Source organism: Caldimonas tepidiphila (assembly GCF_003569765.1).
GTDB lineage: Bacteria > Pseudomonadota > Gammaproteobacteria > Burkholderiales > Burkholderiaceae_C > Caldimonas > Caldimonas tepidiphila.
The window spans coordinates 24,550-47,495 of record NZ_QXMG01000004.1; the positions used below are offsets into that span (position 1 = coordinate 24,550).

Annotated in this window: 24 protein-coding genes; 5 read left to right on the forward strand and 19 right to left on the reverse strand. The window is 69.5% G+C overall.

The window, feature by feature from the left end:
• Nucleotides 1-43: 43 nt before the first annotated feature.
• A complete protein-coding gene (locus D3A59_RS07815) occupies nucleotides 44-1,270 on the reverse strand; it encodes a pyridoxal phosphate-dependent aminotransferase (RefSeq protein ID WP_119154358.1) in 1,227 nt (408 codons plus the stop codon).
• A gap of 96 nt (nucleotides 1,271-1,366) precedes the next feature.
• On the opposite strand from D3A59_RS07815, the gene D3A59_RS07820 reads away from it, so the two are divergent.
• The 3 genes from D3A59_RS07820 to D3A59_RS07830 all read left to right on the forward strand — a co-directional run bounded on the left by D3A59_RS07820 (nucleotide 1,367) and on the right by D3A59_RS07830 (nucleotide 4,177).
• Nucleotides 1,367-1,747, forward strand: a complete 381-nt coding sequence (locus D3A59_RS07820; RefSeq protein WP_119154359.1) for an Mth938-like domain-containing protein — start codon at nucleotides 1,367-1,369, stop codon at nucleotides 1,745-1,747.
• 110 nt (nucleotides 1,748-1,857) lie between these two features.
• Entirely contained in the window at nucleotides 1,858-2,334 is a 477-nt protein-coding gene (locus D3A59_RS07825) for a peroxiredoxin (RefSeq protein WP_119154360.1), read from the forward strand.
• A 184-nt stretch (nucleotides 2,335-2,518) separates the two neighbouring features.
• The gene (locus tag D3A59_RS07830) at nucleotides 2,519-4,177 is read left to right on the forward strand and encodes a PhoH family protein (RefSeq protein WP_119154361.1); all 1,659 of its coding nucleotides are present in this window, start codon (nucleotides 2,519-2,521) and stop codon (nucleotides 4,175-4,177) included.
• 74 nt (nucleotides 4,178-4,251) lie between these two features.
• Here the strand turns inward: D3A59_RS07830 and dnaB are convergent, their stop codons facing one another.
• The 10 genes from dnaB to ppsA all read right to left on the reverse strand — a co-directional run bounded on the left by dnaB (nucleotide 4,252) and on the right by ppsA (nucleotide 13,283).
• Nucleotides 4,252-5,682: a replicative DNA helicase gene (dnaB, locus tag D3A59_RS07835; RefSeq protein ID WP_119154362.1), complete on the reverse strand. Its 1,431-nt coding sequence runs from the start codon at nucleotides 5,680-5,682 to the stop codon at nucleotides 4,252-4,254.
• Between the two features lie 173 nt (nucleotides 5,683-5,855).
• Nucleotides 5,856-6,305 carry a 50S ribosomal protein L9 gene (gene rplI / locus D3A59_RS07840; RefSeq protein WP_119154363.1) on the reverse strand — a complete coding sequence of 150 codons (450 nt, stop codon included), beginning with the start codon at nucleotides 6,303-6,305 and terminating at the stop codon, nucleotides 5,856-5,858.
• A 12-nt stretch (nucleotides 6,306-6,317) separates the two neighbouring features.
• The gene (gene rpsR / locus D3A59_RS07845) at nucleotides 6,318-6,602 is read right to left on the reverse strand and encodes a 30S ribosomal protein S18 (protein WP_119154364.1); all 285 of its coding nucleotides are present in this window, start codon (nucleotides 6,600-6,602) and stop codon (nucleotides 6,318-6,320) included.
• Between the two features lie 44 nt (nucleotides 6,603-6,646).
• Entirely contained in the window at nucleotides 6,647-6,928 is a 282-nt protein-coding gene (gene priB / locus D3A59_RS07850) for a primosomal replication protein N (RefSeq protein ID WP_119154365.1), read from the reverse strand.
• A 38-nt stretch (nucleotides 6,929-6,966) separates the two neighbouring features.
• Complete coding sequence (gene rpsF, locus D3A59_RS07855) at nucleotides 6,967-7,335, reverse strand: 30S ribosomal protein S6 (RefSeq protein ID WP_119154366.1); 369 nt, start codon at nucleotides 7,333-7,335, stop codon at nucleotides 6,967-6,969.
• Nucleotides 7,336-7,524: 189 nt separating this feature from the next.
• On the reverse strand, nucleotides 7,525-9,615 hold the full coding sequence (locus tag D3A59_RS07860) for a sodium:solute symporter family protein (RefSeq protein WP_240635980.1): 2,091 nt from the start codon (nucleotides 9,613-9,615) through the stop codon (nucleotides 7,525-7,527).
• Nucleotides 9,612-9,875: a DUF4212 domain-containing protein gene (locus D3A59_RS07865; RefSeq protein ID WP_119154367.1), complete on the reverse strand. Its 264-nt coding sequence runs from the start codon at nucleotides 9,873-9,875 to the stop codon at nucleotides 9,612-9,614. The genes D3A59_RS07860 and D3A59_RS07865 overlap by 4 nt, the downstream gene beginning before the upstream one ends.
• A gap of 59 nt (nucleotides 9,876-9,934) precedes the next feature.
• On the reverse strand, nucleotides 9,935-10,519 hold the full coding sequence (locus tag D3A59_RS07870; RefSeq protein ID WP_240635981.1) for a tetratricopeptide repeat protein: 585 nt from the start codon (nucleotides 10,517-10,519) through the stop codon (nucleotides 9,935-9,937).
• Entirely contained in the window at nucleotides 10,516-10,818 is a 303-nt protein-coding gene (locus tag D3A59_RS07875) for a YggT family protein (protein ID WP_119154368.1), read from the reverse strand. The genes D3A59_RS07870 and D3A59_RS07875 overlap by 4 nt, the downstream gene beginning before the upstream one ends.
• Before the next feature lie 68 nt (nucleotides 10,819-10,886).
• Nucleotides 10,887-13,283 (reverse strand): phosphoenolpyruvate synthase, encoded by a 2,397-nt coding sequence (gene ppsA, locus D3A59_RS07880; RefSeq protein WP_119154369.1) that lies wholly within the window; start codon nucleotides 13,281-13,283, stop codon nucleotides 10,887-10,889.
• 204 nt (nucleotides 13,284-13,487) lie between these two features.
• Here ppsA and ppsR point away from each other — a divergent pair, with 204 nt between their 5' ends.
• The gene (gene ppsR / locus D3A59_RS07885) at nucleotides 13,488-14,309 is read left to right on the forward strand and encodes a posphoenolpyruvate synthetase regulatory kinase/phosphorylase PpsR (protein ID WP_119154370.1); all 822 of its coding nucleotides are present in this window, start codon (nucleotides 13,488-13,490) and stop codon (nucleotides 14,307-14,309) included.
• A 55-nt stretch (nucleotides 14,310-14,364) separates the two neighbouring features.
• Nucleotides 14,365-15,189 (forward strand): DUF2243 domain-containing protein, encoded by an 825-nt coding sequence (locus tag D3A59_RS07890; RefSeq protein ID WP_119154371.1) that lies wholly within the window; start codon nucleotides 14,365-14,367, stop codon nucleotides 15,187-15,189.
• 24 nt (nucleotides 15,190-15,213) lie between these two features.
• On the opposite strand, the gene D3A59_RS07895 is transcribed toward D3A59_RS07890, so the two are convergent.
• Genes D3A59_RS07895 through bamA form a run of 8 tightly spaced genes read right to left on the reverse strand, consistent with a single transcriptional unit; the run spans nucleotide 15,214 to nucleotide 22,941 of the window.
• On the reverse strand, nucleotides 15,214-16,020 hold the full coding sequence (locus D3A59_RS07895; RefSeq protein WP_119154372.1) for a TrmH family RNA methyltransferase: 807 nt from the start codon (nucleotides 16,018-16,020) through the stop codon (nucleotides 15,214-15,216).
• Nucleotides 16,017-16,670 (reverse strand): ribonuclease HII, encoded by a 654-nt coding sequence (gene rnhB, locus D3A59_RS07900; protein WP_119154373.1) that lies wholly within the window; start codon nucleotides 16,668-16,670, stop codon nucleotides 16,017-16,019. Before rnhB ends, D3A59_RS07895 begins: the two co-directional genes overlap by 4 nt.
• Nucleotides 16,642-17,784: a lipid-A-disaccharide synthase gene (gene lpxB, locus D3A59_RS07905; RefSeq protein WP_240635982.1), complete on the reverse strand. Its 1,143-nt coding sequence runs from the start codon at nucleotides 17,782-17,784 to the stop codon at nucleotides 16,642-16,644. Before lpxB ends, rnhB begins: the two co-directional genes overlap by 29 nt.
• A gap of 14 nt (nucleotides 17,785-17,798) precedes the next feature.
• Complete coding sequence (gene lpxA, locus D3A59_RS26285; protein WP_240635983.1) at nucleotides 17,799-18,587, reverse strand: acyl-ACP--UDP-N-acetylglucosamine O-acyltransferase; 789 nt, start codon at nucleotides 18,585-18,587, stop codon at nucleotides 17,799-17,801.
• 11 nt (nucleotides 18,588-18,598) lie between these two features.
• Entirely contained in the window at nucleotides 18,599-19,042 is a 444-nt protein-coding gene (fabZ, locus tag D3A59_RS26290) for a 3-hydroxyacyl-ACP dehydratase FabZ (RefSeq protein WP_240635984.1), read from the reverse strand.
• Nucleotides 19,043-19,056: 14 nt separating this feature from the next.
• The gene (lpxD, locus tag D3A59_RS07915; RefSeq protein WP_119154375.1) at nucleotides 19,057-20,085 is read right to left on the reverse strand and encodes a UDP-3-O-(3-hydroxymyristoyl)glucosamine N-acyltransferase; all 1,029 of its coding nucleotides are present in this window, start codon (nucleotides 20,083-20,085) and stop codon (nucleotides 19,057-19,059) included.
• Nucleotides 20,086-20,098: 13 nt separating this feature from the next.
• A complete protein-coding gene (locus D3A59_RS07920; RefSeq protein ID WP_119154376.1) occupies nucleotides 20,099-20,617 on the reverse strand; it encodes an OmpH/Skp family outer membrane protein in 519 nt (172 codons plus the stop codon).
• Nucleotides 20,617-22,941 (reverse strand): outer membrane protein assembly factor BamA, encoded by a 2,325-nt coding sequence (gene bamA / locus D3A59_RS07925; RefSeq protein WP_119154377.1) that lies wholly within the window; start codon nucleotides 22,939-22,941, stop codon nucleotides 20,617-20,619. Before bamA ends, D3A59_RS07920 begins: the two co-directional genes overlap by 1 nt.
• Nucleotides 22,942-22,946: the final 5 nt, after the last annotated feature.

Here is a 22,946-nt window from a genome sequence, read left to right on the forward strand (position 1 = left end):
TGCGTCCTTCGCCGGCACGCCGGGCCGGCTTCTTGTGGGGGGATCAGAGGCTGTGGCGCTTGCGGTAGCCGTCGAGGAAGCGCGCGATGCGGCCGATCGCGTCGGCGAGGTCGTCGGAGTTCGGCAGGAACACGAGCCGGAAGTGGTCGGGCTGCGGCCAGTTGAAGCCGGTGCCCTGCACGATCAGCACCTTCTCCTCGGCCAGCAGCTCGTAGGCGAACTGCTGGTCGTTCTGGATCGGGTACATCTTCGGATCCAGGCGCGGGAACATGTACAGGGCCGCCTTGGGCTTGACGCAGCTGACGCCCGGGATCTGGGTGAGCAGCTCGTGCGCGAGGTCTCGCTGGCGGCACAGCCGCCCGGTCGGCGCGATCAGGTCCTTGATGCTCTGGTAGCCGCCGAGCGCAGTCTGGATCGCGAGCTGCCCCGGCGTGTTCGAGCACAGGCGCATCGAGGCCAGCATGTTCAGGCCCTCGATGTAGTCGCGCGCGCGCTTCTTGTCGCCCGAGACCACCATCCAGCCGGCGCGGTAGCCGCAGGAGCGGTAGTTCTTGGACAGGCCGTTGAAGGTCAGGCAGAGCACGTCGTCGGCCAGCGACGCGATGCTCGTGTGCGTGTTGCCGTCGTAGAGCGTCTTGTCGTAGATCTCGTCGGCGAAGATGATCAGGTCGTGCTGGCGCGCGATCTCGACGATCTCGCGCAGCACGCTGTCCGGATAGAGCGCGCCGGTCGGGTTGTTCGGGTTGATGACGACGATCGCGCGGGTGTTGGGCGTGATCTTGGCGCGGATGTCGGCCATGTCCGGCATCCAGTCGCTCTGCTCGTCGCAGATGTAGTGCACCGGGTTGCCGCCCGAGAGCGCCACCGACGCGGTGTAGAGCGGGTAGTCGGGCGCGGGGATCAGCACCTCGTCGCCGGCGTTCAGCAGCGCGTTCAGGCTCATCGTGATGAGCTCCGAGGCGCCGTTGCCGAGGTAGACGTCGTCCACCGTCACGCCGCGGATGTTCTTTTCCTGCGTGTAGTGCACCACCGCCTTGCGGGGGGCGAACAGGCCCTTGGAGTCGGTGTAGCCCGCCGTGTGCGGCATGTTGCGGATCATGTCCTGCACGATCTCGTCGGGCGGCTCGAGCCCGAACACGGCCAGGTTGCCGATGTTGAGCTTGATGATCTTGTGACCGTCCTCCTCCATCTGGCGGGCCTTCTCCAGCACGGGCCCGCGGATGTCGTAGCAGACATTGGCCAGCTTGGCGGACTTGGAGACGGTCTTCAAGGGAACCTCCTGAGGGAAAAGGGCCGCACCACCGGCGACTGTGGTGCAAAACCTATAATTTAACCACACCCCCACCCCTCACCCGAGCCGCAATCCGTGAAACTTCAGCCCGACCGCATCAGTTCCGCGAACGTGATTTCGGGGTATACGCCGCAACACATCGCGATCAACGGCCAGCCCTGGACGCAGAGCATGCTGGTACCCTGGGCCGGCGAGGTCGGCTCATGGGACGTGACGCGCTTCGACGAGATGTCGGCGGGGCACCTGGCCTCGGTCGCGCAACTCGCGCCGGAACTCGTCATCATCGGCACCGGGGCACGCCAGCGCTTCCTGCGCCCGGACGTGCTGCGCCCGCTGATCGAGGCGCGCATCGGCTTCGAGATCATGGACACCGCGGCCGCCTGCCGCACCTACAACATCCTCGTGTCCGAGGGGCGCTCGGTGGTCGCCGCGCTGCTGCTCGAGATCGCGGGCTGACACGGAAAACCGCACCCGCAGCGCCCCCCGACGACGGGGTGCGGCGAGTTCGCACGCGGCAGTTTATAATTGCGGGCTACGCCGAGTCGGGCGCAACTGACAGAACATTCATGACGCCAGCCCTCAACAAACCCCTCCCGGAATTTGAAGCGCTCGCGACCGGGGGCGTGAAGTACACGCCCCAGGCTTTTGCGGGGCAGACCGTGGTGCTGTACTTCTACCCCAAGGACAACACCCCCGGCTGCACCACCGAAGCCATGCAGTTCCGCGATCGCCACAAGGATTTCGTGAACGCGGGCGCGGTGGTGTTCGGCGTGTCGCGCGACAACATGGCCTCGCACGACAAGTTCAAGCAGACGCTGGAACTGCCGTACGAGCTGATCGCCGACACGGAAGAGAAGATGTGCCACATGTTCGGCGTTGTCAAGAACAAGATCATGTACGGCAAGAAGGTCAAGGGCATCGAGCGCTCGACCTTCGTCATCGACGCCGAGGGCGTGCTGCGCCACGAGTGGCGCGGCATCAAGGTCGCCGGCCACGTGGACGAGGTCCTGAAGGTGGTGCAGTCGATGAAGGCGGTCGCCTGAGCGGCATTCCACCGACGGCGTGGCGGGCATTGAAGCGTCACGCCGGACATGCATAATGGGTCCATGCCTTTGATCCGGACCCGCCGCATCAACCGAAGCCGTGCAGATTCCTGCGCGGCTTTTTTGTTGGCGCCTCGCGCTGGCGGGCCGGTCCCCTTCCCCTGACCCACCCCGACCGCCCACGATGCCGTTGCCCAAACCGCCCGCGAAGAAAGCCACCATCCTCTCCGCTGCCGAGATCGACGCCCAGGCGGCGCCGAAACCTCGAAAACGCGTGAAGGTCGCCGCCGAGCCCTCGGCGCCCGCGGTTCTGGAACTCTACGATCCCGCCCAGAAGGCCCCGGCCGCCACCCCCACCCCGGGCAATGCCGTCGAGGCCGAGGCCGCCGCGCGCGTGCCGATGCGCCGCCCCGACCCGAGCCCCAGCCCGCGCTCGCGCCGCCCGCGCCGCGAAGGCCCGTCCTGCCTGTTCGTGCTCGACACCAACGTGCTGATGCACGACCCGATGTCGCTGTTCCGCTTCGACGAGCACGACATCTACCTGCCGATGATCACGCTCGAGGAGCTCGACGGCCACAAGAAGGGCATGACCGAGGTGTCGCGCAACGTCCGCCAGGTGAGTCGCGACCTCGACGCGCTGGTGGCCGACGCCCCTGCCGACATGAGCAAGGGCATCCCGCTCTCGAAGACCGGCCACCGCGAGGCCGGCGGCTGCCTGTTCTTCCAGACCCAGATCCTCAACGCCCAGTTGCCCGTCGGCCTGCCGCAAGGCAAGGCCGACAACCAGATCCTCGCCGTGGTGCAGTCGCTGCGCGAGCAACTGCCCGAGCGCAACGTCACGCTGGTGTCCAAGGACATCAACATGCGCATCAAGGCCCGGGCGATGGGCCTGCCGGCCGAGGACTACTTCAACGACAAGACGCTCGACGACGCCGACCTGCTCTATACCGGCGTGTTGCCGCTGCCGGCCGACTTCTGGGAGCGCCACGGCAAGACGATGGAGAGCTGGCAGCAGGGCGGCTCGACCTTCTACCGCATCAGCGGGCCGATGGTGCCGGTGCTGATGGTCAACCAGTTCGTCTACCTGGAAGCCCCCGGCGTCACACCGCTCTACGCCAAGGTCTCCGAGATCACCGGCAAGACCGCGGTGCTCAAGACGCTGAAGGACTATACGCACCAGAAGAACGCCGTCTGGGGCGTGACGGCCCGCAACCGCGAGCAGAACTTCGCGCTGAACCTGCTGATGGACCCGGACTGCGACTTCGTGACGCTCTCCGGCACAGCCGGCACCGGCAAGACGCTGATCACGCTCGCCTCGGCGCTGAGCCAGGTGCTCGACGAGCGCCGCTACACCGAGATCATCGTCACGCGCGTGACGGTGCCGGTGGGCGAGGACATCGGCTACCTGCCCGGCACCGAGGAAGAGAAGATGTCGCCGTGGATGGGCGCGCTCGACGACAACCTGGAGGTGCTCGCGCGCACCGACGGCGGCGCCGGCGAATGGGGCCGCGCGGCAACGAACGAGCTGGTGCGCTCGAAGATCAAGATCAAGAGCCTGAACTTCATGCGCGGGCGCACCTTCCTGAACAAGATCGTCATCATCGACGAGGCGCAGAACCTGACCCCGAAGCAGATGAAGACGCTGATCACGCGCGCCGGCCCCGGCACGAAGATCGTCTGCCTCGGCAACCTCGCACAGATCGACACGCCCTACCTGACCGAGGGCAGCTCGGGCCTGACCTACGCGGTCGACCGCTTCAAGGGTTGGCCGCACTCGGGCCACGTGACGCTGGCGCGCGGCGAGCGCTCGCGTCTGGCGGACTTCGCGTCGGACGTGCTGTAGGCCCGCGGCGCAGTCCGCAAAAAGAAACGGCGGCCCATGCGGGCCGCCGTTTTTCCTTCGGCACGGGCGCGGCGTCAGTACTCGTCGCCGCCGCCGACGTAGCCCGGCGCGAGGTTCTCGAACTTGGTGTTGGGCTTCAGGAAGGCGAGCTTGACGGTGCCGACCGGGCCGTTGCGCTGCTTGCCGATGATGATCTCGGCCACGCCCGGCTCCTTGCACTGGTCCTTGGTGTAGTACTCGTCGCGGTAGATGAACATGATCACGTCCGCGTCCTGCTCGATGGCGCCGGATTCGCGCAGGTCGCTCATCATCGGGCGCTTGTCGGTGCGGGTCTCGACGCTGCGGTTGAGCTGCGACAGCGCGATCACCGGGCACTTCAGCTCCTTGGCCAGCGCCTTGAGCCCGCGCGAGATCTCGCCGATCACGGTGGCGCGGTTCTCCTCGCTGCCACCGCCGCTGCCGCTCATCAGCTGCAGGTAGTCGATCACGATCAGGCCGAGCTGGCCGCACTGGCGCGCCTGGCGGCGCGCGCGGGCGCGCAGCTCGTTGGGCGACAGGCCCGGCGTCTCGTCGATGAAGATGCTCGCGTTGCGCAGCTTCTCGACCGCCTCGGACAGCCGCGACCACTCGTCGTCGCGCAGCGAGCCGGTGCGCAGGTGCTGCTGGTCGATGCGGCCGAGCGAGCCGACCACGCGCAGCGCGAGCTGCGCGGCGCCCATTTCCATCGAGAACACCACCACCGGCAGGCCCTCGGCCACCGCCACATGCTCGGCGATGTTCAGCGCGAACGCGGTCTTGCCCATCGACGGGCGCGCCGCGAGGACGATCAGGTCGCCCGGCTGCAGCCCCGCGGTCATGCGGTCCATGTCGATGAAGCCGGTGCGCACGCCGGTGACGTCCTCGGCGCCGTTCTCGGCCAGCTCGGTGACGCGGTCGAGCAGGTCGACCACCAGCGCGTCCATCGACTGGAAGCCCTGCTTCGCGCGCGAGCCCTCCTCGCCGATCTTGAAGATCTTGCCCTCGGCCTCGTCGAGGATCTGCGACACCGGCTTGCCCTGCGGGTTGAAGGCGTTGGTCGCGATCTCGTCGCTCGCGGCGACAAGCTTGCGCAGGATCGAGCGCTCGCGCACGATCTCCGCGTAGCGGCGCAGGTTGGCCGCGCTCGGCACGCTCTGCGCGAGCGCGTTCAGGTAGACGAGGCCACCGCACTCCTCGGCCTTGCCGAGGCTCTGCAACTGCTCGAAGACCGTGATCACGTCGGCCGGCTTGTTGCCGCCGATCAACCCGCCGATCGCGGCGAAGATCAGCCGGTGCTCGTAGCGGTAGAAGTCGCCCTCGGTCAGCAGGTCGCCGGCCCGGTCCCAGGCCATGTTGTCGAGCAGCAGGCCGCCGAGCACGCTCTGCTCGGCCTCGATCGAGTGCGGCGGCACGCGCAGGCGCGCCACCTCGTCGTCGGCACGGCGGGACGGATCGGCGAATTCGGAACCGGAGAGGATGGCAGCCATGGCTCGATGATAAGAAGCAGCCCGCTCGCATGCGAGGGACAAGGTTGTGGACAAAGCGTGGATTTCCTGGGGGCGGCATGGGAAAACCACCCCCGGAAACGACGAGGGGCCGGTCTCGGACCGGCCCCTCGTTCGGAGGGCGGCCGCGGCCGCCTCCTGTCTTCAGCTCGCGATCAGGCGTTATCGGCCACGACGCGGACGTTGACTTCCACCGTCACGTCGGTGTGCAGCTGCACGTTGACCGGGAACTCGCCGACGGCCTTGATGGCGCTCGGCACGCGGATCTGCGACTTGTGCACCTCGAAGCCGTTCTTGGCCAGCGCTTCGGCGATGTCGGCGCTGGTGACCGAGCCGAACAGGCGGCCGTCGACGCCCGCCTTCTGACCGATCACGACGGTGGTGCCGTTGAGCTTCTCGCCCACGGACTGGGCGCCGCTCAGCTTGGCGGCGGCGGCCTTCTCGAGCTCGGCGCGCTTGGCTTCGAATTCCTTGATCGCGGCCTCGGTGGCGCGGCGAGCGGCACGGGTCGGGATCAGGAAGTTGCGGGCGTAGCCGTCCTTGACGCGGACGACGTCGCCGAGGTTGCCGAGGTTCGCGACCTTTTCAAGCAGGATGACTTGCATGTCGGAAACTCCTTAGACGCGGTGCTTGTCGCTGTACGGCAGCAGGGCCAGGAAGCGCGCGCGCTTGATGGCGGTGGACAGCTGACGCTGGTAGATGGCGCGGGTGCCGGTCAGGCGCGCCGGCGTGATCTTGCCGTTCTCGCCGATGAAGTCGCGCAGGACGTCGATGTCCTTGTAGTCGATCGACTCGACGCCGGCGACGGTGAAGCGGCAGAAGCGCTTGCGCTTGAACAGCAGCGACTGCTGGTTGCGCTTGCCCTTGCGATCCTTGGAAAACTTGCCACGAGGCGGTGCCATGATGAATCTCTTCCTTTAACTAATCGATTGATCCGGATATCGGACTACAGCAGTTCGGTGACGTGAAACACGACGCCCCGGCCGTTGCGCTGCGCCGCCAGGAAACCGCCGAACTCGCGCATCGCGCCGAGCTCGAGCCGCTCCAGGCTGCGCGCCATGTCCCCCAGGGCCACCGCGCGGAGTTCGAGCTGAACCCTTCGCGGCTGGCCGGCTTCCAGCGGCACCGACTCGTGCGCGAGGCGCAGGTCGAGCGCCGGGAGTCCGGCCGGGGTGTAGCGCATGGCCCCCCGCTCCACGAGCGCCGCGGCGAGAACCAGACGGTTCATGCGACGCGCGGCTGCTCAGGCAGGGCGGGCGAACGGCCTCAGGCCGCGGCTTCCTGCTGCTGGGACGACTTGCGAGCCTCTTCGCGCTCGACGGCCTTCATCATGACCGACGGGGCGGTCTCGGCCTTGTCCTTCTGGACGGTCAGGTGGCGCAGCACGGCGTCGTTGAAGCGGAAGCCGGTCTCCAGCTCTTCGAGCGTCTCCTTGGAGCACTCGATGTTCAGGCAGATGTAGTGGGCCTTCGCGAGCTTCTGGATCATGTAGGCCAGCTGGCGGCGGCCCCAGTCTTCCACGCGGTGGATCTTGCCGCCGGCAGCGGTGACCACGCCCTTGTAGCGCTCCACCATCGCGTTGACCTGCTCGCTTTGATCCGGATGGATCAGCAGGATGATTTCGTAGTGACGCATCGAGACTCCTTATGGATTCCGATTGGAGGGAAGCCGCCCCGGGCGTCGTATCGGGCTCCGAAGAAAAAACTGCCCCGTCGGGCAGCTTCTTCCCCGCCCGATCCAGGTGCGGCAAGGAAAGCCAAAGATTATAGCCTGGATTCGCACCGCCTTGCAGTCCCTGCCCGGCGGCGACGCCCCGGGACCCGCTCAGGCCGCCCGTTCGCCCGGCTCGTGCAGGCGCTCCACCAGGCGCTGCACCTCCCGGTCAGGCGCCGGCGTCACCAGGCTCACCAGCACGATGACGAGGAAGCCGAGCGGCACGCCGAACAGGCCCGCGGAGATCGGCTGGATGCCCCACCACAGCTGCGCCGGCCCGGTGACGCCGAACACCGAGCGCAGCCAGGGCTGATTAACGGCCATGTAGTAGACGGTGACGCCGAGGCCGGCGCACATGCCGAGCACCGCGCCCCACGAGGTCGCGCGCTTCCAGAAGATGCCGAGCACCAGCGCCGGGAAGAAGGCGGCGGCGGCGAAGGAGAACGCCGCGGAGACGAGGAACAGGATGTCGGCGGGCTTCTGCGCCGCGACATAGGCCGCCGACAGCGCGACGACGAGCAGCAGGATCTTCGAGATCGTCACCCGCCGCGTCGTCGAGGCGTTGGGGTCGATCATCTTGTAGTAGGTGTCGTGCGACAGCGCGTTGGCGATCGTCAGCAGCAGCCCGTCGGCGGTCGACAGCGCCGCGGCCAGCCCTCCCGCGGCCACCATCCCGGAGATCACGTAGGGCAGCCCCGCGATCTCGGGCGTCGCGAGCACGACGATGTCGCTGCCGATGCGGATCTCGCCGAGCTGCAGCACGCCGTCGCGGTTGACGTCGCTCACCGACAGCAGCGAGGGATCGACCTTGCTCCACTGCGCGATCCAGCCCGGCAGCTCGTCGAAGGCGGTGCCCACCAGCACGTTGAAGACCTCGAACTTCACGAGCACCGCGAGCGCCGGCGCGGTCACGTAGAGCAGGAAGATGAAGAACAGTGACCAGGCCACCGACTCGCGCGCCTCCCTCACCGAGGGCGTGGTGTAGTAGCGCATCAGGATGTGCGGCAGCGCGGCCGTGCCGACCGTCAGGCAGAACACCAGCGCGAGGAAGTTGCGCCGCGACAGCTCGTAGGCCTCGCGCTCGGCCTCGCTGCCCTGCGGATCGCCGGCATGCTGCTGCGCGTGCGGCGGCATGCCGCCGAGCGGCCGGGCCCGCTCGGCGGCCGCGGCCCGCGCGCGCTCGTAGGCCTCGCGCGCCGCCTGCTCGCTGCGCGGCAGCTGCGCCAGCGCCTTGTCGGCGGCTTGGATCTCGGCCAGCGGCGCGTCGAGGTCGCGCAACTCCGCCACGCGCTGCTGCCCCGCGGCACGGTCGGCCGCGAGCGCCTTGGGCACGTCGCGCAGCTTCGCCTCGGCCTCGGTCGCGCGCTGCGCGAAGATCTGGATCACCTCGAGCTCGCGCGCGTCGGCCATCAGCTCGCGCTCCTTGGCGCTGACCTGCTCGAGCTGCACGCCGTAGACCGCGTGCGGCACCGGCACGCCGGTCTGCTTGACCGACAGCCACACCACCGGCACCAGGTAGGCGACGATCAGCACGATGTACTGCGCGACCTGCGTCCAGGTCACCGCCCGCATGCCGCCGAGGAAGGAGCACACCAGGATGCCGCCGAGGCCGACGAAGATGCCGATCTCGAAGGCGAAGCCGGTGAGGCGCGTCGTGATCAGCCCCACGCCGTAGATCTGCGCGACGACGTAGGTGAAGGAGCACAGGATCGCTGCGAACACGCCGATGAAGCGTGCGGCGTTGCCGCCGTAGCGCGCGCCGAGGAAGTCGGGGATCGTGAACTGGCCGAAGCGGCGCAGGTAGGGCGCGAGGAACAGCGCCACCAGGCAGTAACCGCCGGTCCAGCCGGTGATGTAGGCCAGCCCCCCGTAGCCCGACAGGTAGAGCGTGCCGGCCAGGCCGATGAAGGACGCCGCCGACATCCAGTCGGCCCCGGTGGCCATGCCGTTGTAGATCGCCGGGACGCGCCGCCCGGCGACGTAGTACTCGATCGGATCGGTGGTGCGGCACATGATGCCGATCGCGGCATAGAGCACCACGGTCGCGAGCAGGAAGACGAAACCGATGTAGCGCTTGGGCAGCCCCATCTGCTCCAGCAGCGCCAGCACCACGACGAAGGCGAGGAAGCCCCCGGTGTACCAGCCGTAGACCTTGTGCAGCTGCCGCCGGAGGTCGGCGCGCCCGTCCTGCGCGGCGCTCAAGCCGCGTCCTCCGCGGCGGGACCGTGCGCCTCGTCGAGCCGGCCCATGCGCCAGGCGTAGAAGGCCACCAGCAGCACGTAGAGGATCAGCGTGCCCTGCGCGCCCATCCAGAAGCTGAAGGGCCAGCCGAAGAAGCAGAAGCTGAGCTCGCGCGCGAAATACGGCACCGCGAAGGTGACCGCGAACCACAGCGCCAGCAAGCCGCCGGTCAGGCGCAGCTTGCCGCGCCGGTAGTCCCCCGACCTGTCGCCGCCTCGCATCTCCCCTCCTCCTCGTCGCGTGCCGCGGATGCACCGTCCGCGCAGCGCCTCACATTAACTCACGCCGCCAGCCCTGTCTGCCGCTCGAGTCGCGCCGCGACGACCGGCTCGAAGCCGCGCAGCTGCCGCAGCAGCCGCCGCGCCTCGTCGAGCTCCTGCCGCCGCAGGTGCAGGTGCACCAGTCGCTCGTGGCCGTGCGGGCTCAGCGGCTGCAGCTCGACGTTGCGCCGCAGCGCCGCGATCGCCTCCTCGTCCCGGCCCAGGCCGGCCAGCACGAGGCCGAGCCCGTACCAGGCGCGATCGAGCCGCTCGTCGAGCGCGAGCGCGGCGCGGAACGCCGCCTCCGCCTCGCCGAGCCGCCCGCTGCGCTCCAGCAGGTAGCCCAGGTTGAACCAGGGCGCGGCGCCTTGCGCCGGATACCGCGCCAGCAGCCGCCGGTAGTCGGCGATCGCCCCCGCGTCGTCGCCCGCCTGCGCCCGCAGGTGGGCGCAGCTCGCGAGCGCGTCGGCGTCGTCCGGGTCGAGCGCCAGCAGCCGCTCGAAGCCGCCTCGGGCGGCCTCGGTGCGGCCGAGCAGCAGCAGCACGGTACAGGCCGCCCGGAGGCTGGCGCGGCGCAGGCGCCAAGCCGGCCGCGAGCGGCTCACCCCCGGCACGCCGCCACCCCGAGCTCGACGCAGAGCGCGATCTTGGCGAGCGTCGCGAGCAGCCAGACCAGCGCGAGCACGGCGAAGGTCGCGAGCGGCACATGCGCGTCGAGCACCACGCGCGGCGTCAGCGCCCGCACCACGCGCTCGAAGGGGCGCGTCAGCACCTGCAGCAGTTGGTAGAAGGGGTTGCGCTCGCGCCCGGCGCCGGCCATCAGGCCGAGCAGCCCCCGCCCGAGCAGCGCCAGCAGCGCGATCTCGGCCACCAGCTTCACCGACGACACCCCAAGCAGCCACATGCCCTCTTCCCTCCGGGACGCAAGAACGGCCCCCGCAGGGGCCGTCCGTTCCGCGCTTCAGCGCCCGATCAGCGGCGCGCCAGGCGCTGCCAGGTGTCGATCACCGTGTCGGGGTTCAGCGAGATCGACACGATGCCTTCCTGCGCCAGCCAGTCGGCGAAGTCGGGGTGGTCGCTGGGGCCCTGGCCGCAGATGCCCACGTACTTGCCGACCGCGCGGCAGGCCGTGATCGCGCGCGAGATCAGCGCGCGCACCGCCGCATCGCGCTCGTCGAAGTCGGCCGCGAGCAGCTCCAGGCCCGAGTCGCGGTCCAGACCCAGCGTGAGCTGCGTCAGGTCGTTCGAGCCGATCGACATGCCGTCGAAGTGCTCGAGGAACTGCTCGGCGAGGATCGCGTTGCTCGGCACCTCGCACATCATGATCACGCGCAGGCCGTCCTGGCCGCGCTTGAGGCCGTGCTGGGCCAGCAGCTCGTTGACGCGCTGCGCCTGGCGCAGCGTGCGCACGAAGGGCACCATGATCTCGACGTTGTTCAGGCCCATCTCGTTGCGCACGCGCTTGAGCGCCTCGCACTCCATCGCGAAGGCCTCGCCGAACTCCTCGCTGACGTAGCGCGACGCGCCACGGAAGCCGAGCATCGGGTTCTCTTCCTCGGGCTCGTAGCGAGAGCCGCCGATGAGCTTGCGGTACTCGTTGGACTTGAAGTCCGACAGGCGCACGATGACCGGCTTGGGCCAGAAGGCCGCGGCGATCGTCGCGATGCCCTCGGCGAGCTTGTCGACGTAGAAGGCGCGCGGCGAGGCGTGGCCGCGCGCGACCGACTCGACCGCCTTCTTCAGGTCGGCGTCGACGTTCGGGTAGTCGAGGATCGCCTTCGGGTGCACGCCGATGTTGTTGTTGATGATGAATTCCAGCCGCGCCAGGCCCACGCCCGAGTTCGGCATCTGCGCGAAGTCGAAGGCGAGCTGCGGGTTGCCGACGTTCATCATGATCTTGACCGGGCAGTAGGGCAGCTCGCCGCGCTGCACCTCGCTGACCTCGGTCTCGAGCAGGCCGTCGTAGATGTAGCCGGTGTCGCCCTCGGAGCAGGCCACCGTCACCAGCGCGCCGTCCTTGAGCACCTCGGTCGCGTCGCCGCAGCCGACCACCGCCGGGATGCCGAGCTCGCGCGCGATGATCGCCGCGTGGCAGGTACGGCCGCCGCGGTTCGTCACGATGGCGCTGGCGCGCTTCATCACCGGCTCCCAGTTCGGGTCGGTCATGTCGGTGACGAGCACGTCGCCGGGCTGCACGCGATCCATCTCGGCGATGCTGTGTACCAGCCGCACTGGGCCGGTGCCGATCTTCTGGCCGATCGCGCGGCCCTCGGCCAGCACGGTGCCCGTTGCCTTGAGCTTGTAGCGGTGCTCGACCTTGCCCTCGGCCTGGCTCTTCACCGTCTCGGGACGCGCCTGCAGGATGTAGAGCCGGCCGTCGCCGCCGTCCTTGCCCCACTCGATGTCCATCGGGCGGCCGTAGTGCTCCTCGATGATCAGCGCGTACTTCGCGAGCTCGACCACGTCGGCGTCGGTCAGCGAGTAGCGGTTGCGCTGCTCGGGGGCGGTGTTGACGGTCTTGACGAGCTTGCCGCTCTCGGCCTTCTCCTCGGGCGTCGCGAACTCCATCTTGATGAGCTTCGAGCCGAGGTTGCGGCGGATGATCGGGAGCTTCCCGGCCTTGAGCGCGGGCTTGTGCACGTAGAACTCGTCCGGGTTCACGGCGCCCTGCACCACCGTTTCGCCCAGGCCGTAGCTCGAGGTGATGAAGACGACGTCCTTGAAGCCGCTCTCGGTGTCGATCGTGAACATCACGCCCGCGGCGCCGAGGTCGGAGCGCACCATGCGTTGCACGCCCGCGGACAGCGCGACGTCGGAGTGCGCGAAGCCCTTGTGCACGCGGTAGCTGATCGCGCGGTCGTTGTAGAGGGAGGCGAAGACCTCCTTCATCTTGTGCAGCACCTCGTCGATGCCCACGACGTTCAGGAAGGTCTCCTGCTGGCCGGCAAAGGACGCGTCGGGCAGGTCCTCGGCGGTGGCCGAGGAGCGCACCGCGAACGAGGCGCCCGGGTTGCCCGCGGTCAGGCGCTCGAACTCGGCGCGGATCGCCTGCTCGAGGTCGGCCGGGAACGGGGTCTCCTCGACCCACTGGCGGATCTGCGCGCCGGCCTCGGCGAGCGCACGCACGTCGTCGGTGTCGAGCGTCTCGAGCTTGGCGTTGATGCGCTCCGCGAGCCCGTTGTGGGCCAGGAACTGGCGGAAGGCATGGGCGGTCGTGGCGAAGCCGCCCGGGACGCGCACGCCCGAAGCCGCCAGCTGGCTGATCATCTCGCCGAGGGAGGCGTTCTTGCCGCCGACCGTCTCGACGTCGGTCATCCTCAGTTCTTCAAAGGGTACGACCAGGGCGGTCGCCAGGTGGGTTGAAGACATGGAAAAGCTCCTTGATGTTGGAAAACCGGTGCTCTCCCGCCCGGTGCGACCTGCGGCGGGCGGACGGACGCGCGCTCGAACGCCCACTTTGTGGCTTGTTCTGAGTGTGGTGCGGAGCGCATCGTGTTCGTGGCGGGAGAAATTCCAGAGAATTCTACGGGGCTTTTCCGGCGACTGTCAGCATGCCGGCTGAAACAATGGCGGATGCCCAATCGCACCATCTTCTTCGTCTCCGACGGCACCGGCATCACCGCCGAGACCTTCGGCAACTCGATCCTCAACCAGTTCACGGTCAAGCCGCGGCGGGTGCGCCGGCCCTTCGTGGACACGCCGGACAAGGCGCACCAGCTGGTGCGCGAGATCAACGAGTGCGGCGCGCGCGAGGGGCGGCGCCCGGTCGTGTTCCTGACGCTCGTGGACGAGGAGATCCTCGAGATCGTCAAGGCGCAGGCGAACGCGATGGTGCTGGACATGTTCAACACCTTCATCGAGCCGCTCGAGAGCGAGTTCGGCATCAAGTCGAACCACCGCGTCGGCCGCTTCTCCGACATCGCGCACAGCGCCGAGTACGACAACCGCATCGAGGCGATCAACTTCTCGCTCGCGCACGACGACGGCCAGTCCTCGCTCAACCTCGAGCAGGCCGACGTGATCCTGGTGGGCGTGAGCCGCAGCGGCAAGACGCCGACCTCGCTGTACCTGGCGATGCAGCACGGCGTGAAGGCGGCCAACTACCCGCTGATCCCCGAGGACTTCGAGCGCGGCCGCCTGCCCTCGGCGCTGCTGCCGCACCGCAAGAAGTGCTTCGGCCTGACGATCGACCCGCAGCGCCTCTCGCAGATCCGCAACGAGCGCCGCCCGGGCAGCAAGTACGCGAGCCTCGCGAACTGCCGCTACGAGGTCGCCGAGGCCGAGACGATGATGCGCCGCGAGGGCATCTCCTGGCTGTCGTCGACGCACAAGTCGATCGAGGAGATCGCCACCACGATCCTGCGCGACATCCGCCCCGACCGGCTGATCTACTGAGCCGCGGCATGCGGCTTGCCGGCGGGCGGAACCACCCCCTCCCGCCGCCCGAGCCATGCCGCTGCACCCGCCCCACCCGCCCGACGCCGCGAGCCGTCGCCGCTTCCTGCGGGCCGGCCTGCTGACCGGCTTCGCCGCCGGCGGGCTGTTCGACGGCATCCTGCTGCACCAGGTGCTGCAATGGCACCACCTGCTGAGCGCGCTGCAGCGCCCGCCCTTCGACGAGCTGCGCACGCAGCTGCTCGCCGACGGCCTGTTCCACGTCCTGATGTACCTGATCGGCGCCTGGGGCCTGGTGCAGCTGGCGCGCTCGCGCGGCGTCTGGAATCTGCCCGACGCGAACGGCTGCCTCGCCGCGCAGCTGGCGATCGGCTTCGGCGCCTGGCAGCTGGTCGACGCGCTGCTGTCGCACTGGCTGCTCGGCCTGCACCGCATCCGCACCGACGCCGGCCCGCCACTGCTGTGGGACCTGGGCTGGCTCGCGGTGTTCGGCCTGCCCTTCCTGCTCGGCGGGCTGCTCGCGCGGCGGCGCCTGCGGCTGCACGGCGGAGGCAGCAGCCGGGGCGGCTCGCTCGCCGCCTGGACGGCGCTGCTGCTGCCGCTGGCGATGCTCGCGGCCGCGCTGCCGCCGCCGGTCAACGCCGACGGCACCCGCACGGTCGCGGTGGTGCTGCGCGATGCGCGCGATGCCGTCGCGATGCTGGAAGCCGCGCCGGCGCGCGAGGCCCGGGTGGTCTGGAACGACGACAGCGGCACCGTGTGGCTGCTCGAGGTCGGCGCCGCGTCCCGGCCCTGGCAGTGGTACCGGCACGGCGCGCTGCTCGTCGGCGGCGCGACCGGCGCGGGCTGCGCCGGCTGGCTGCGCTCGGCCTCGTCCTGAAGCCCGCACCGCAAGCGAAGGAGCTCAGCCGGGAGCGGAGGCCGGCCAGCGCTGGCGCGCCGACTCGTAGAGGCAGATCGCCGCTGCGCTCGCGACGTTGAGCGACTCCTCGCCGCCGGGCTGCGGGATGCGCACCGTCAGCGCGCAGCGCTGCATCAGCGCCTCGCCGACGCCCTGCCCCTCGTGCCCCAGCACCCAGGCGCAGGGATCGGGCAGGCGCACCTCCGGCAGCGCCGCGCTCGCATGCGAGCTGGTCGCGACCCACGGCATCTCCAGCGCCGACAGCGCCTCCTCGCCGACGCCCTCGACAAGGTGCAGCCCGAAATGCGCTCCCATGCCGGCGCGCAGCACCTTGGGCGACCACAGTGCCGCGGTGCCCCTCAGCGCGACGACCTGCTGCACGCCGAGCGCGGCCGCGCTGCGTAGGATCGTGCCGACGTTGCCCGCGTCCTGCAACCGGTCGAGCACGACGCTGCGCGCGCGCGGCAGCAGCGGCGGCGCCGGCTGCCACTCGATCAGGAAGCCGATCGGCGGCGGGCTCTCGAGCGTGCTCAGGTCGCTCCAGAGGGCATCGTCGACGACGACCGACTGAGCCGCCTCGCGGGTCAGCGCCCGCAGGGGCGGCTGCGCCGCGTTGCGCGCCGGCAGCAGCGCGACGAGCGGCCGCCCGCCGCGCGCGAGGAAGGCACGGCAGAGGTGGTCGCCCTCGAGCCAGACGCGGCCGAGCTTGCGGTAGGCGCCCGGGTCCTGCCCCAGCCGGCGCAGCTGCTGCAGCAGCGGGTTGTGGCGCGACGTGATCGTGCGTGCGCCGCCGTCAGGCTGCTCGCTCATCGTGACACTCCTGCCGCGCGCGCGGCCGGGAAGGCGTGCAGCGCCTGCTGCACCGGCGAGAAGGAGCGACGGTGCGCGGCGCAGGCGCCGTGCGCCTTCAGCGCCGCCATGTGGGTCGCGGTGCCGTAGCCCTTGTGGCCGTCGAAGCCGTACTGCGGGTACTGCGCGTGCAGCTCGGCGCAGAGCCGGTCGCGGTGCACCTTCGCGAGGATCGACGCGGCCGAGATCGCCGGCACCAGCGCGTCGCCCTTGACGATCGCCTCGGCGCTGACGCGCAGCACCGGCAGCCGGTTGCCGTCAACCAGCACCTTGGCCGGCATCAGCCGCAGGCCCTCGACGGCGCGGCGCATCGCCAGCATCGTCGCCTGCAGGATGTTGAGCCGGTCGATCTCCTCGACGCTCGCCTCGGCGATCGAGCAGCACAAGGCCTTGGCGCGGATCTCGTCGAAGAGCCTCTCGCGCGTTCGCGCCGTCAGCTTCTTCGAGTCCCCGAGCCCCTCGATCGGCTGCAGCTCGTCGAGGATCACGGCAGCGGCGACCACGGGGCCGGCGAGCGGCCCTCGGCCGGCCTCGTCGACCCCTGCGATCAGTCCGGGTGCATCCCAGCCCAGTGTCATCTGTTCAGCTCCCGAGCAGCGTCGCGATCGCATCGGTGGCGGCCTGCGCGGTGTTGCGGCGCAGCGTGTGGTGGAGTTCCAGAAAGCGCCGCTCGACGGCGCGGCAGCGCGCCGGGTCGTCCAGCCAGGCGAGCGTCGCGTCGGCGAGCGCGGCGGGCGTGGCCGCGTCCTGCAGCAGCTCGGGCACCACGAAGTCCTCGCACAGGATGTTGGGCAGGCCGACCCAGGGCTGGTACTTCATGCGCTTCATCAGCTGCCAGCTCAAGGCCTGCATCCGGTAGGTGATCACCATCGGTCGCTTGAAGAGCGCCGCCTCGAGCGTCGCCGTGCCGCTGGCGATCAGCGTCACGTCGCAGGCCGCCAGCACCTCGTGCGACAGGCCGTCGACCAGCGTCAGCGGCAGCCCGGCGGCCTGTGCCGCGATCGGCTCGACCAGCTCGCGCAGCCCCGGAACCACCGGGAGCACGAAGCGCAGTGCGGGCCGGCGCCGGTGCAGCTCGCGGGCGGCGGCGATCAGGTCCGGCGCGATGTAGCGGATCTCGCTGCGGCGGCTGCCCGGCAGCAGCGCGACGACCGTCTCGTCCGCCTCGAGGCCGAGGCGGCGTCGCGCCGCCTCGCGCGGCACCTCCAGCGGAATCGCGTCGGCGAGCGGGTGGCCGACGTAGCGGGCCGGCACGCCATGCTTCTCGTAGAGCACCGGCTCGAAGGGGAACAGGCACAGCATCAGGTCCACCGAGCGGTGGATCTTCTCGATGCGCTTGCCGCGCCAGGCCCACACCGACGGGCTGACGAAGTGCACCGCCTTGATGCCCTCGCGCTTGAGCCGGGCCTCGAGGTCGAGACAGAAGTCGGGCGCGTCGACGCCGATGAAGGCGTCCGGCCGCTCGCGCAGCAGCCGCTCGGCGAGCCGGTCGCGGATGCCGACGATCTCGCGGTAGTGGCGCAGCACCTCGACGTAGCCGCGCACCGCGAGCTTCTCGTGCGGCCACCAGGCCTCGAAACCCTGCGCGGCCATGCGCGGCCCGCCGATGCCGGCGGCCTGCAGGTCCGGCCAGCGCGCCTTCAGCCCGCCGAGCAGCAGCCCCGCGAGCAGGTCGCCGGAGGTTTCGCCGGCGACCATCGCCAGGCGTGGTGCGCCGCAATCCATTCAGCGCTCCCGTGTCAGCGGACGATGCCGCGATCGGCCGCAGCGAGGAAATCGAGCATCAGCGCGATGTCGCCCTGCGCCTCAGGCAGCTGCTCGCCCAGCTGCGCGATCTCGGCGCGCGCCTGCTCGAGCGTGAGGCCGCGCCGGTAGAGGCTGCGGTACATCTGCTTGACCGCGCTCAGCCGCTGCGCCGAGAAGCCGCGGCGCTTGAGGCCCTCGAGGTTGAAGCCGTGGGCCTTGGCGGTGTTGCCGGTGGCCATCACGAAGGGCGGCACGTCCTGGAACAGGACCGTGCCCATGCCGGTCATGCTGTGCGCGCCGATCTTGACGAACTGGTGCACGACGGTGAAGCCGCCGAGGATGACGCGGTCGCCCACGATCACGTGGCCGGCGAGCTGCGAGTTGTTCGCGAAGATCGTGCCGTCGCCGACGCGGCAGTCGTGCGCCAGGTGCACGTAGGCCATGATCCAGTTGTCGTTGCCGATGCTGGTCACGCCCCCGTCCTGCACGGTGCCGAGGTTGAAGGTGCAGAACTCGCGGATGGTGTTGCGGTCGCCAATGCGCAGCTCGGTCGGCTCGCCGGCGTACTTCTTGTCCTGCGGCGCGGCGCCGAGCGAGCAGAACTGGAAGATGCGGTTGTCGGCGCCGATCGTGGTGTGCCCCTCGATCACGCAGTGCGGGCCGATGCTCGTGCCGGCACCGACCCGCACATGCGGGCCGATCAGCGTGTAGGCGCCGACCGTCACCGATTCGGCCAGCTCCGCCTTCGCGTCGACGATCGCGGTGGGATGGATGTTCGCCAAGGCCGTCGTCCTCAGTCCTCGATGCGGCGCATCGTGCACATCAGCTCGGCCTCGACCGCGACCGACTCGTCCACCGTCGCGCGGGCCTTGAACTTGAAGATGCCGCCGCGGCTGCGCTCGAGCTCGACGTGGAGGATCAGCTGGTCGCCGGGCTCGACCGGGCGCTTGAAGCGCGCGCCGTCGATGCCGACGAAGTAGTAGACGTTCTTGTCGTCGGCCTGCGTGCCCGACGATTCGAACGACAGGATCGCCGCGGCCTGCGCGAGCGCCTCCAGCATCAGCACGCCCGGCATCACCGGCCGGTGCGGGAAGTGGCCCATGAAGTAGGGCTCGTTGATCGAGACGTTCTTCAGGGCCTTGATCTGCCTGCCCTTCTCGATCTCGAGCACGCGGTCCACCAGCAGGATGGGATAGCGGTGCGGGAGCTTCTCGAGGATCTTGTGGATGTCCATCATAGTGGGTTCGTACTTCATTCTGCGGCGCGGCGCTCGAGGGTGCGCAGCCGCTCTCTGAGGGCATGGAGCTGGCGCAGCGTGGCGGCGTTCTTCTCCCAGCTCGCGTTGTCGTCGAAGGGGAAGATGCCGCTGTAGTGGCCGGGCTTGAGGATGGATCGCGAGATGAGCGTGAACGAGGAGACGTGCACGTGGTCGACAATCGTCAGGTGGCCGAGGATGCCGGCGCTGCCGCCGATCGTGCAGTGCGCGCCGATGCGCGCGCTGCCGGCGATGCCGGCATTGCCCGCGATAGCGGTGTGGCGGCCGATGTGCACGTTGTGGCCGACCTGGATCAGGTTGTCGAGCTTGACGCCGTCCTCGATCACCGTGTCGTCGAGCGCGCCGCGGTCGATGCAGGTGTTCGCGCCGATCTCCACGTCGTCGCCGATCGCGACGCCGCCGAGCTGCTCGATCTTCACCCACTCGCCGGCGTGCGGCGCGAAGCCGAAGCCGTCGGCGCCGATCACGACGCCGGAGTGAACGATGCCCCGCGCGCCGATGCGGCAGCCGAAGCCGAGCGTGACGCGCGGCGCGAGCCGCGTGTGCGCGCCGACCACTGCACCGGCACCGATGACGGCATGCGCGCCGATCACCGCGCCGTCCCCGATCACCGCGCCCTCCTCCACGACCGCCAGCGGCCCGATGCTCACGTCGCGGCCGAGCTGCACGCCGGTCGCGATCAGTGCCGAGGCGTGCACGCCCGGCGCCGCGGCCGGCCGCACGCGCCGCGCCCACCACTGGGTGAGTCGCGCGAAGTAGAGGTAGGGATCGTCGGCGACGATGACCGCGCCGCGCGCGGCGGCCGCATCGCGCAGCGCCGGCGCGACGATCACGCAGGCGGCCTGCGTCGTCGCGAGCTGCGACTGGTACTTCGGATTGGAGAGGAAGCTCAGCGTGGTGGGCGTCGCGCCCTCCAGCGGCCCCACGCGGTCGACGGGCTGCTCGGCAGGCCCGAGCAACTCGCCGCCCAACTGCTCGGCGATCTCGCCCAGGCGAACTTGCATCACGCGTCCCGTGTCACTTCCCGCCGTTGTTGGCGTTGAGGGCCTTGATCACCTTGTCGGTGATGTCGACCCGGGCGCTGGCGAAGACGGCTTCCTGGACGATCAGGTCGTACTTTTCCTGCTCGAAGATCTGGCGGATCACGCGGTTGGCACGCTCGACCACCGCGGCGAGCTCCTCGTTCTTGCGCTGGTTCAGGTCTTCCTGGAACTCGCGGCGCTTGCGCTGGAAGTCGCGGTCCTGCTCGACGAGGTCGCGCTGGCGGCGCGTGCGCTCGGAGTCGGCCAGGGTCGGCGCATCCTTCTCGAGGCGGTCGGAGGCCGCCTTCAGGCGGGCCGCGGCGTCGGCGAGCTCCTTCTCGCGGCGCGAGAACTCGGCCTCGAGCTTGGCCTGCGCCGCCTTGGCCGGCGTGGCGTCCCTGAGCACGCGGTCGCTGTTGACGTAGCCGATCTTGAGCTCCTGGGCCTGCGCTGCCTGCAGCCCCAGCGACAACAGCCCGGCGCACAGCACGGACGCCAAAAGAGATTTCTTCATCAGAACGCAGTCCCGATCTGGAATTGGAAACGCTGGATTCTATCGCCTTGCTCTTTGCGGATCGGGGTACCGTAGCTGAGCTTCAGCGGCCCGACCGGCGAGACCCAGCTCAGGCCGATGCCGGTCGATGCGCGCAGCTCGCCGAGGTCGAAGTCCTCGCCCTCGCCATAGACGTTGCCGGCGTCGAGATAGCCGAACACGCGCAGCGTGCGGTCGTTGCCGGTGCCCGGGAAGGGCACGTACAGCTCGCTGTTGAGGTTGATGCGCTTGGAGCCGCCGGGATAGGCGCCGGTCAGGTCCACCGGCCCGAGCGAGCCCTGGTCGAAGCCGCGCACGGTGCCGAGGCCGCCGCCGTAGAAGTTCTTGAAGATCGGGTAGGGCCGCCCGCCCAGCCCCTTGCCCCAGCCGAGCTCGCCGTTGAGGCCGAGCGTGAAGCGGCTGCCGAGCGGGATGTACTGCTGGTACTGGTAGTTGGTGCGCAGGTAGCGCGTGTCGCCGGCGACGCCCCATTCGGCGTTGACGCGCTGGTAGCGGCCGCGCGTGGGCACCAGCGCGCTGTCGCGCCCGTCGCGCGACCAGCCGAGCGTGAGCGGCACGGTGGTGCTGCGCTCGCCGAACTGCGTGCGGTAGCGCAGGTAGCTGTCCGGCAGCGACGCGGCGCTGCCCTCGATCTGCGTGCTCTCGACGCCGCCGCCGATGTAGACCGTGTCGTACTCGCTGAACGGGATGCCGAAGCGCACCGAGGCACCGGGGGTGACGAGCTTGTAGTTGGTGTTCGTGACCTGCGAGGACAGCGGCCGCGTGGTGCGGTAGTAGACGTCGAGCGCGCGCGACACGCCGTCGCGCGTGAAGTACGGGTCCACCGTGCTCACGACGACCGTGCGGTTGGTCCGGCTGGTGTTGAGCTCGAGCCCCAGGTAGTTGCCGGTGCCGAACACGTTCTCCTGCTTCACCGACGCGGTGAAGGCCAGGCGCTCGGCACTCGAGAAGCTCGCGCCGACCATCAGGTTGCCGGTGGGCCGCTCGGTGACGTTGACGGTCAGGTCGACCTGGTCGAAGGTGCCCGGCACCTCGGTGGTCTCGATGTTGACCTCGGTGAAGTAGCCGAGCCGGTCGACCCGGTCGCGCGACAGGCGGATCTTGTCGCTGTCGTACCAGGACGACTCGAACTGCCGGAACTCGCGCCGCACCACCTCGTCGCGCGTGCGGGTGTTGCCGGCGACGTTGATGCGGCGCACGTAGACGCGGCGCTGCGGCTCGGCCACCAGCGCGATGCGCACGAGCCCGGTGTCGCGGTCGATCTCCGGCCGCGGCTCCACGCGCGCGAACGCGTAGCCGAAGGCGCCGAAGCGCTCGGAGAAGGCGCGCACCGTCTCGGCCACGTCCTCGGCGCGGTAGGGCTGGCCGGGGCGGATCGTGACGAGCCGCTTGAAGTCCTCGTCCTTGCCGAGATAGTCGCCCTCGAGCCGCACCCCAGCGACGTTGAAGCGCTGGCCCTCGCTGACGTTGATCGTGATCGTGATGTCCTGCTTGTCGGGCGAGATCGCGACCTGCGTCGATTCGACGTTGAATTCGAGATAACCCCGGTTCAGGTAATAGGCGCGCAGTTTCTCGAGGTCGGCATTCAGTTTCGTGCGCGAATAGCGGTCGCTCTTCGTGTACCAGGAAAGCCAGCCGCCGGTGCTCAGGTCGAACAGGCCGCGCAATTCGCCGTCCGGGAAAGCGCGGTTGCCGACGATGTCGATCTCGCGGATGCGCGCGACGCCGCCCTCGGTCACCGTGAAGGTCACGTTGACGCGGTTGTTCTCGACCGGCGTGACGGTGGTCGCCACGTCGGCGCCGTAGAGGCTGCGCGTCAGGTACTGGCGCTTGAGCTCCTGCTCGGCGCGGTCGATCAGCGCGCGGTCGAAGGGGCGGCCCTCGGCGATGCCGACGTCGCGCAGCGCCTTGAGCAGCACGTCGCGGTCGAACTCCTTCTGCCCGGCGAACTCCACGCCGGCGACGATCGGGCGCTCCTCGACCACCACGACGAGCACGCCGCCCTCGACCTCGAGGCGCACGTTCTGGAACAGCCCGGTGGAATAGAGCGCGCGCAGCGCCGCGGCGCCCTTGTCGTCGTTGTAGGTGTCGCCGACGCGGAACGGCAGCGAGCCGAATACGGTGCCGGCCTCGGTGCGCTGCAGGCCCTCGACGCGGATGTCGCGCAGCTCGAACGGCTCGACCGCCCACGCCCACCCGGCCTGCAGCGTGGCAAGCAGCGCGGCGGCGAGAACGGAGGGACGGGAAGGGATGAAACGAAAGGCCGGGGGTGAGGAAATAGGCATGCGTT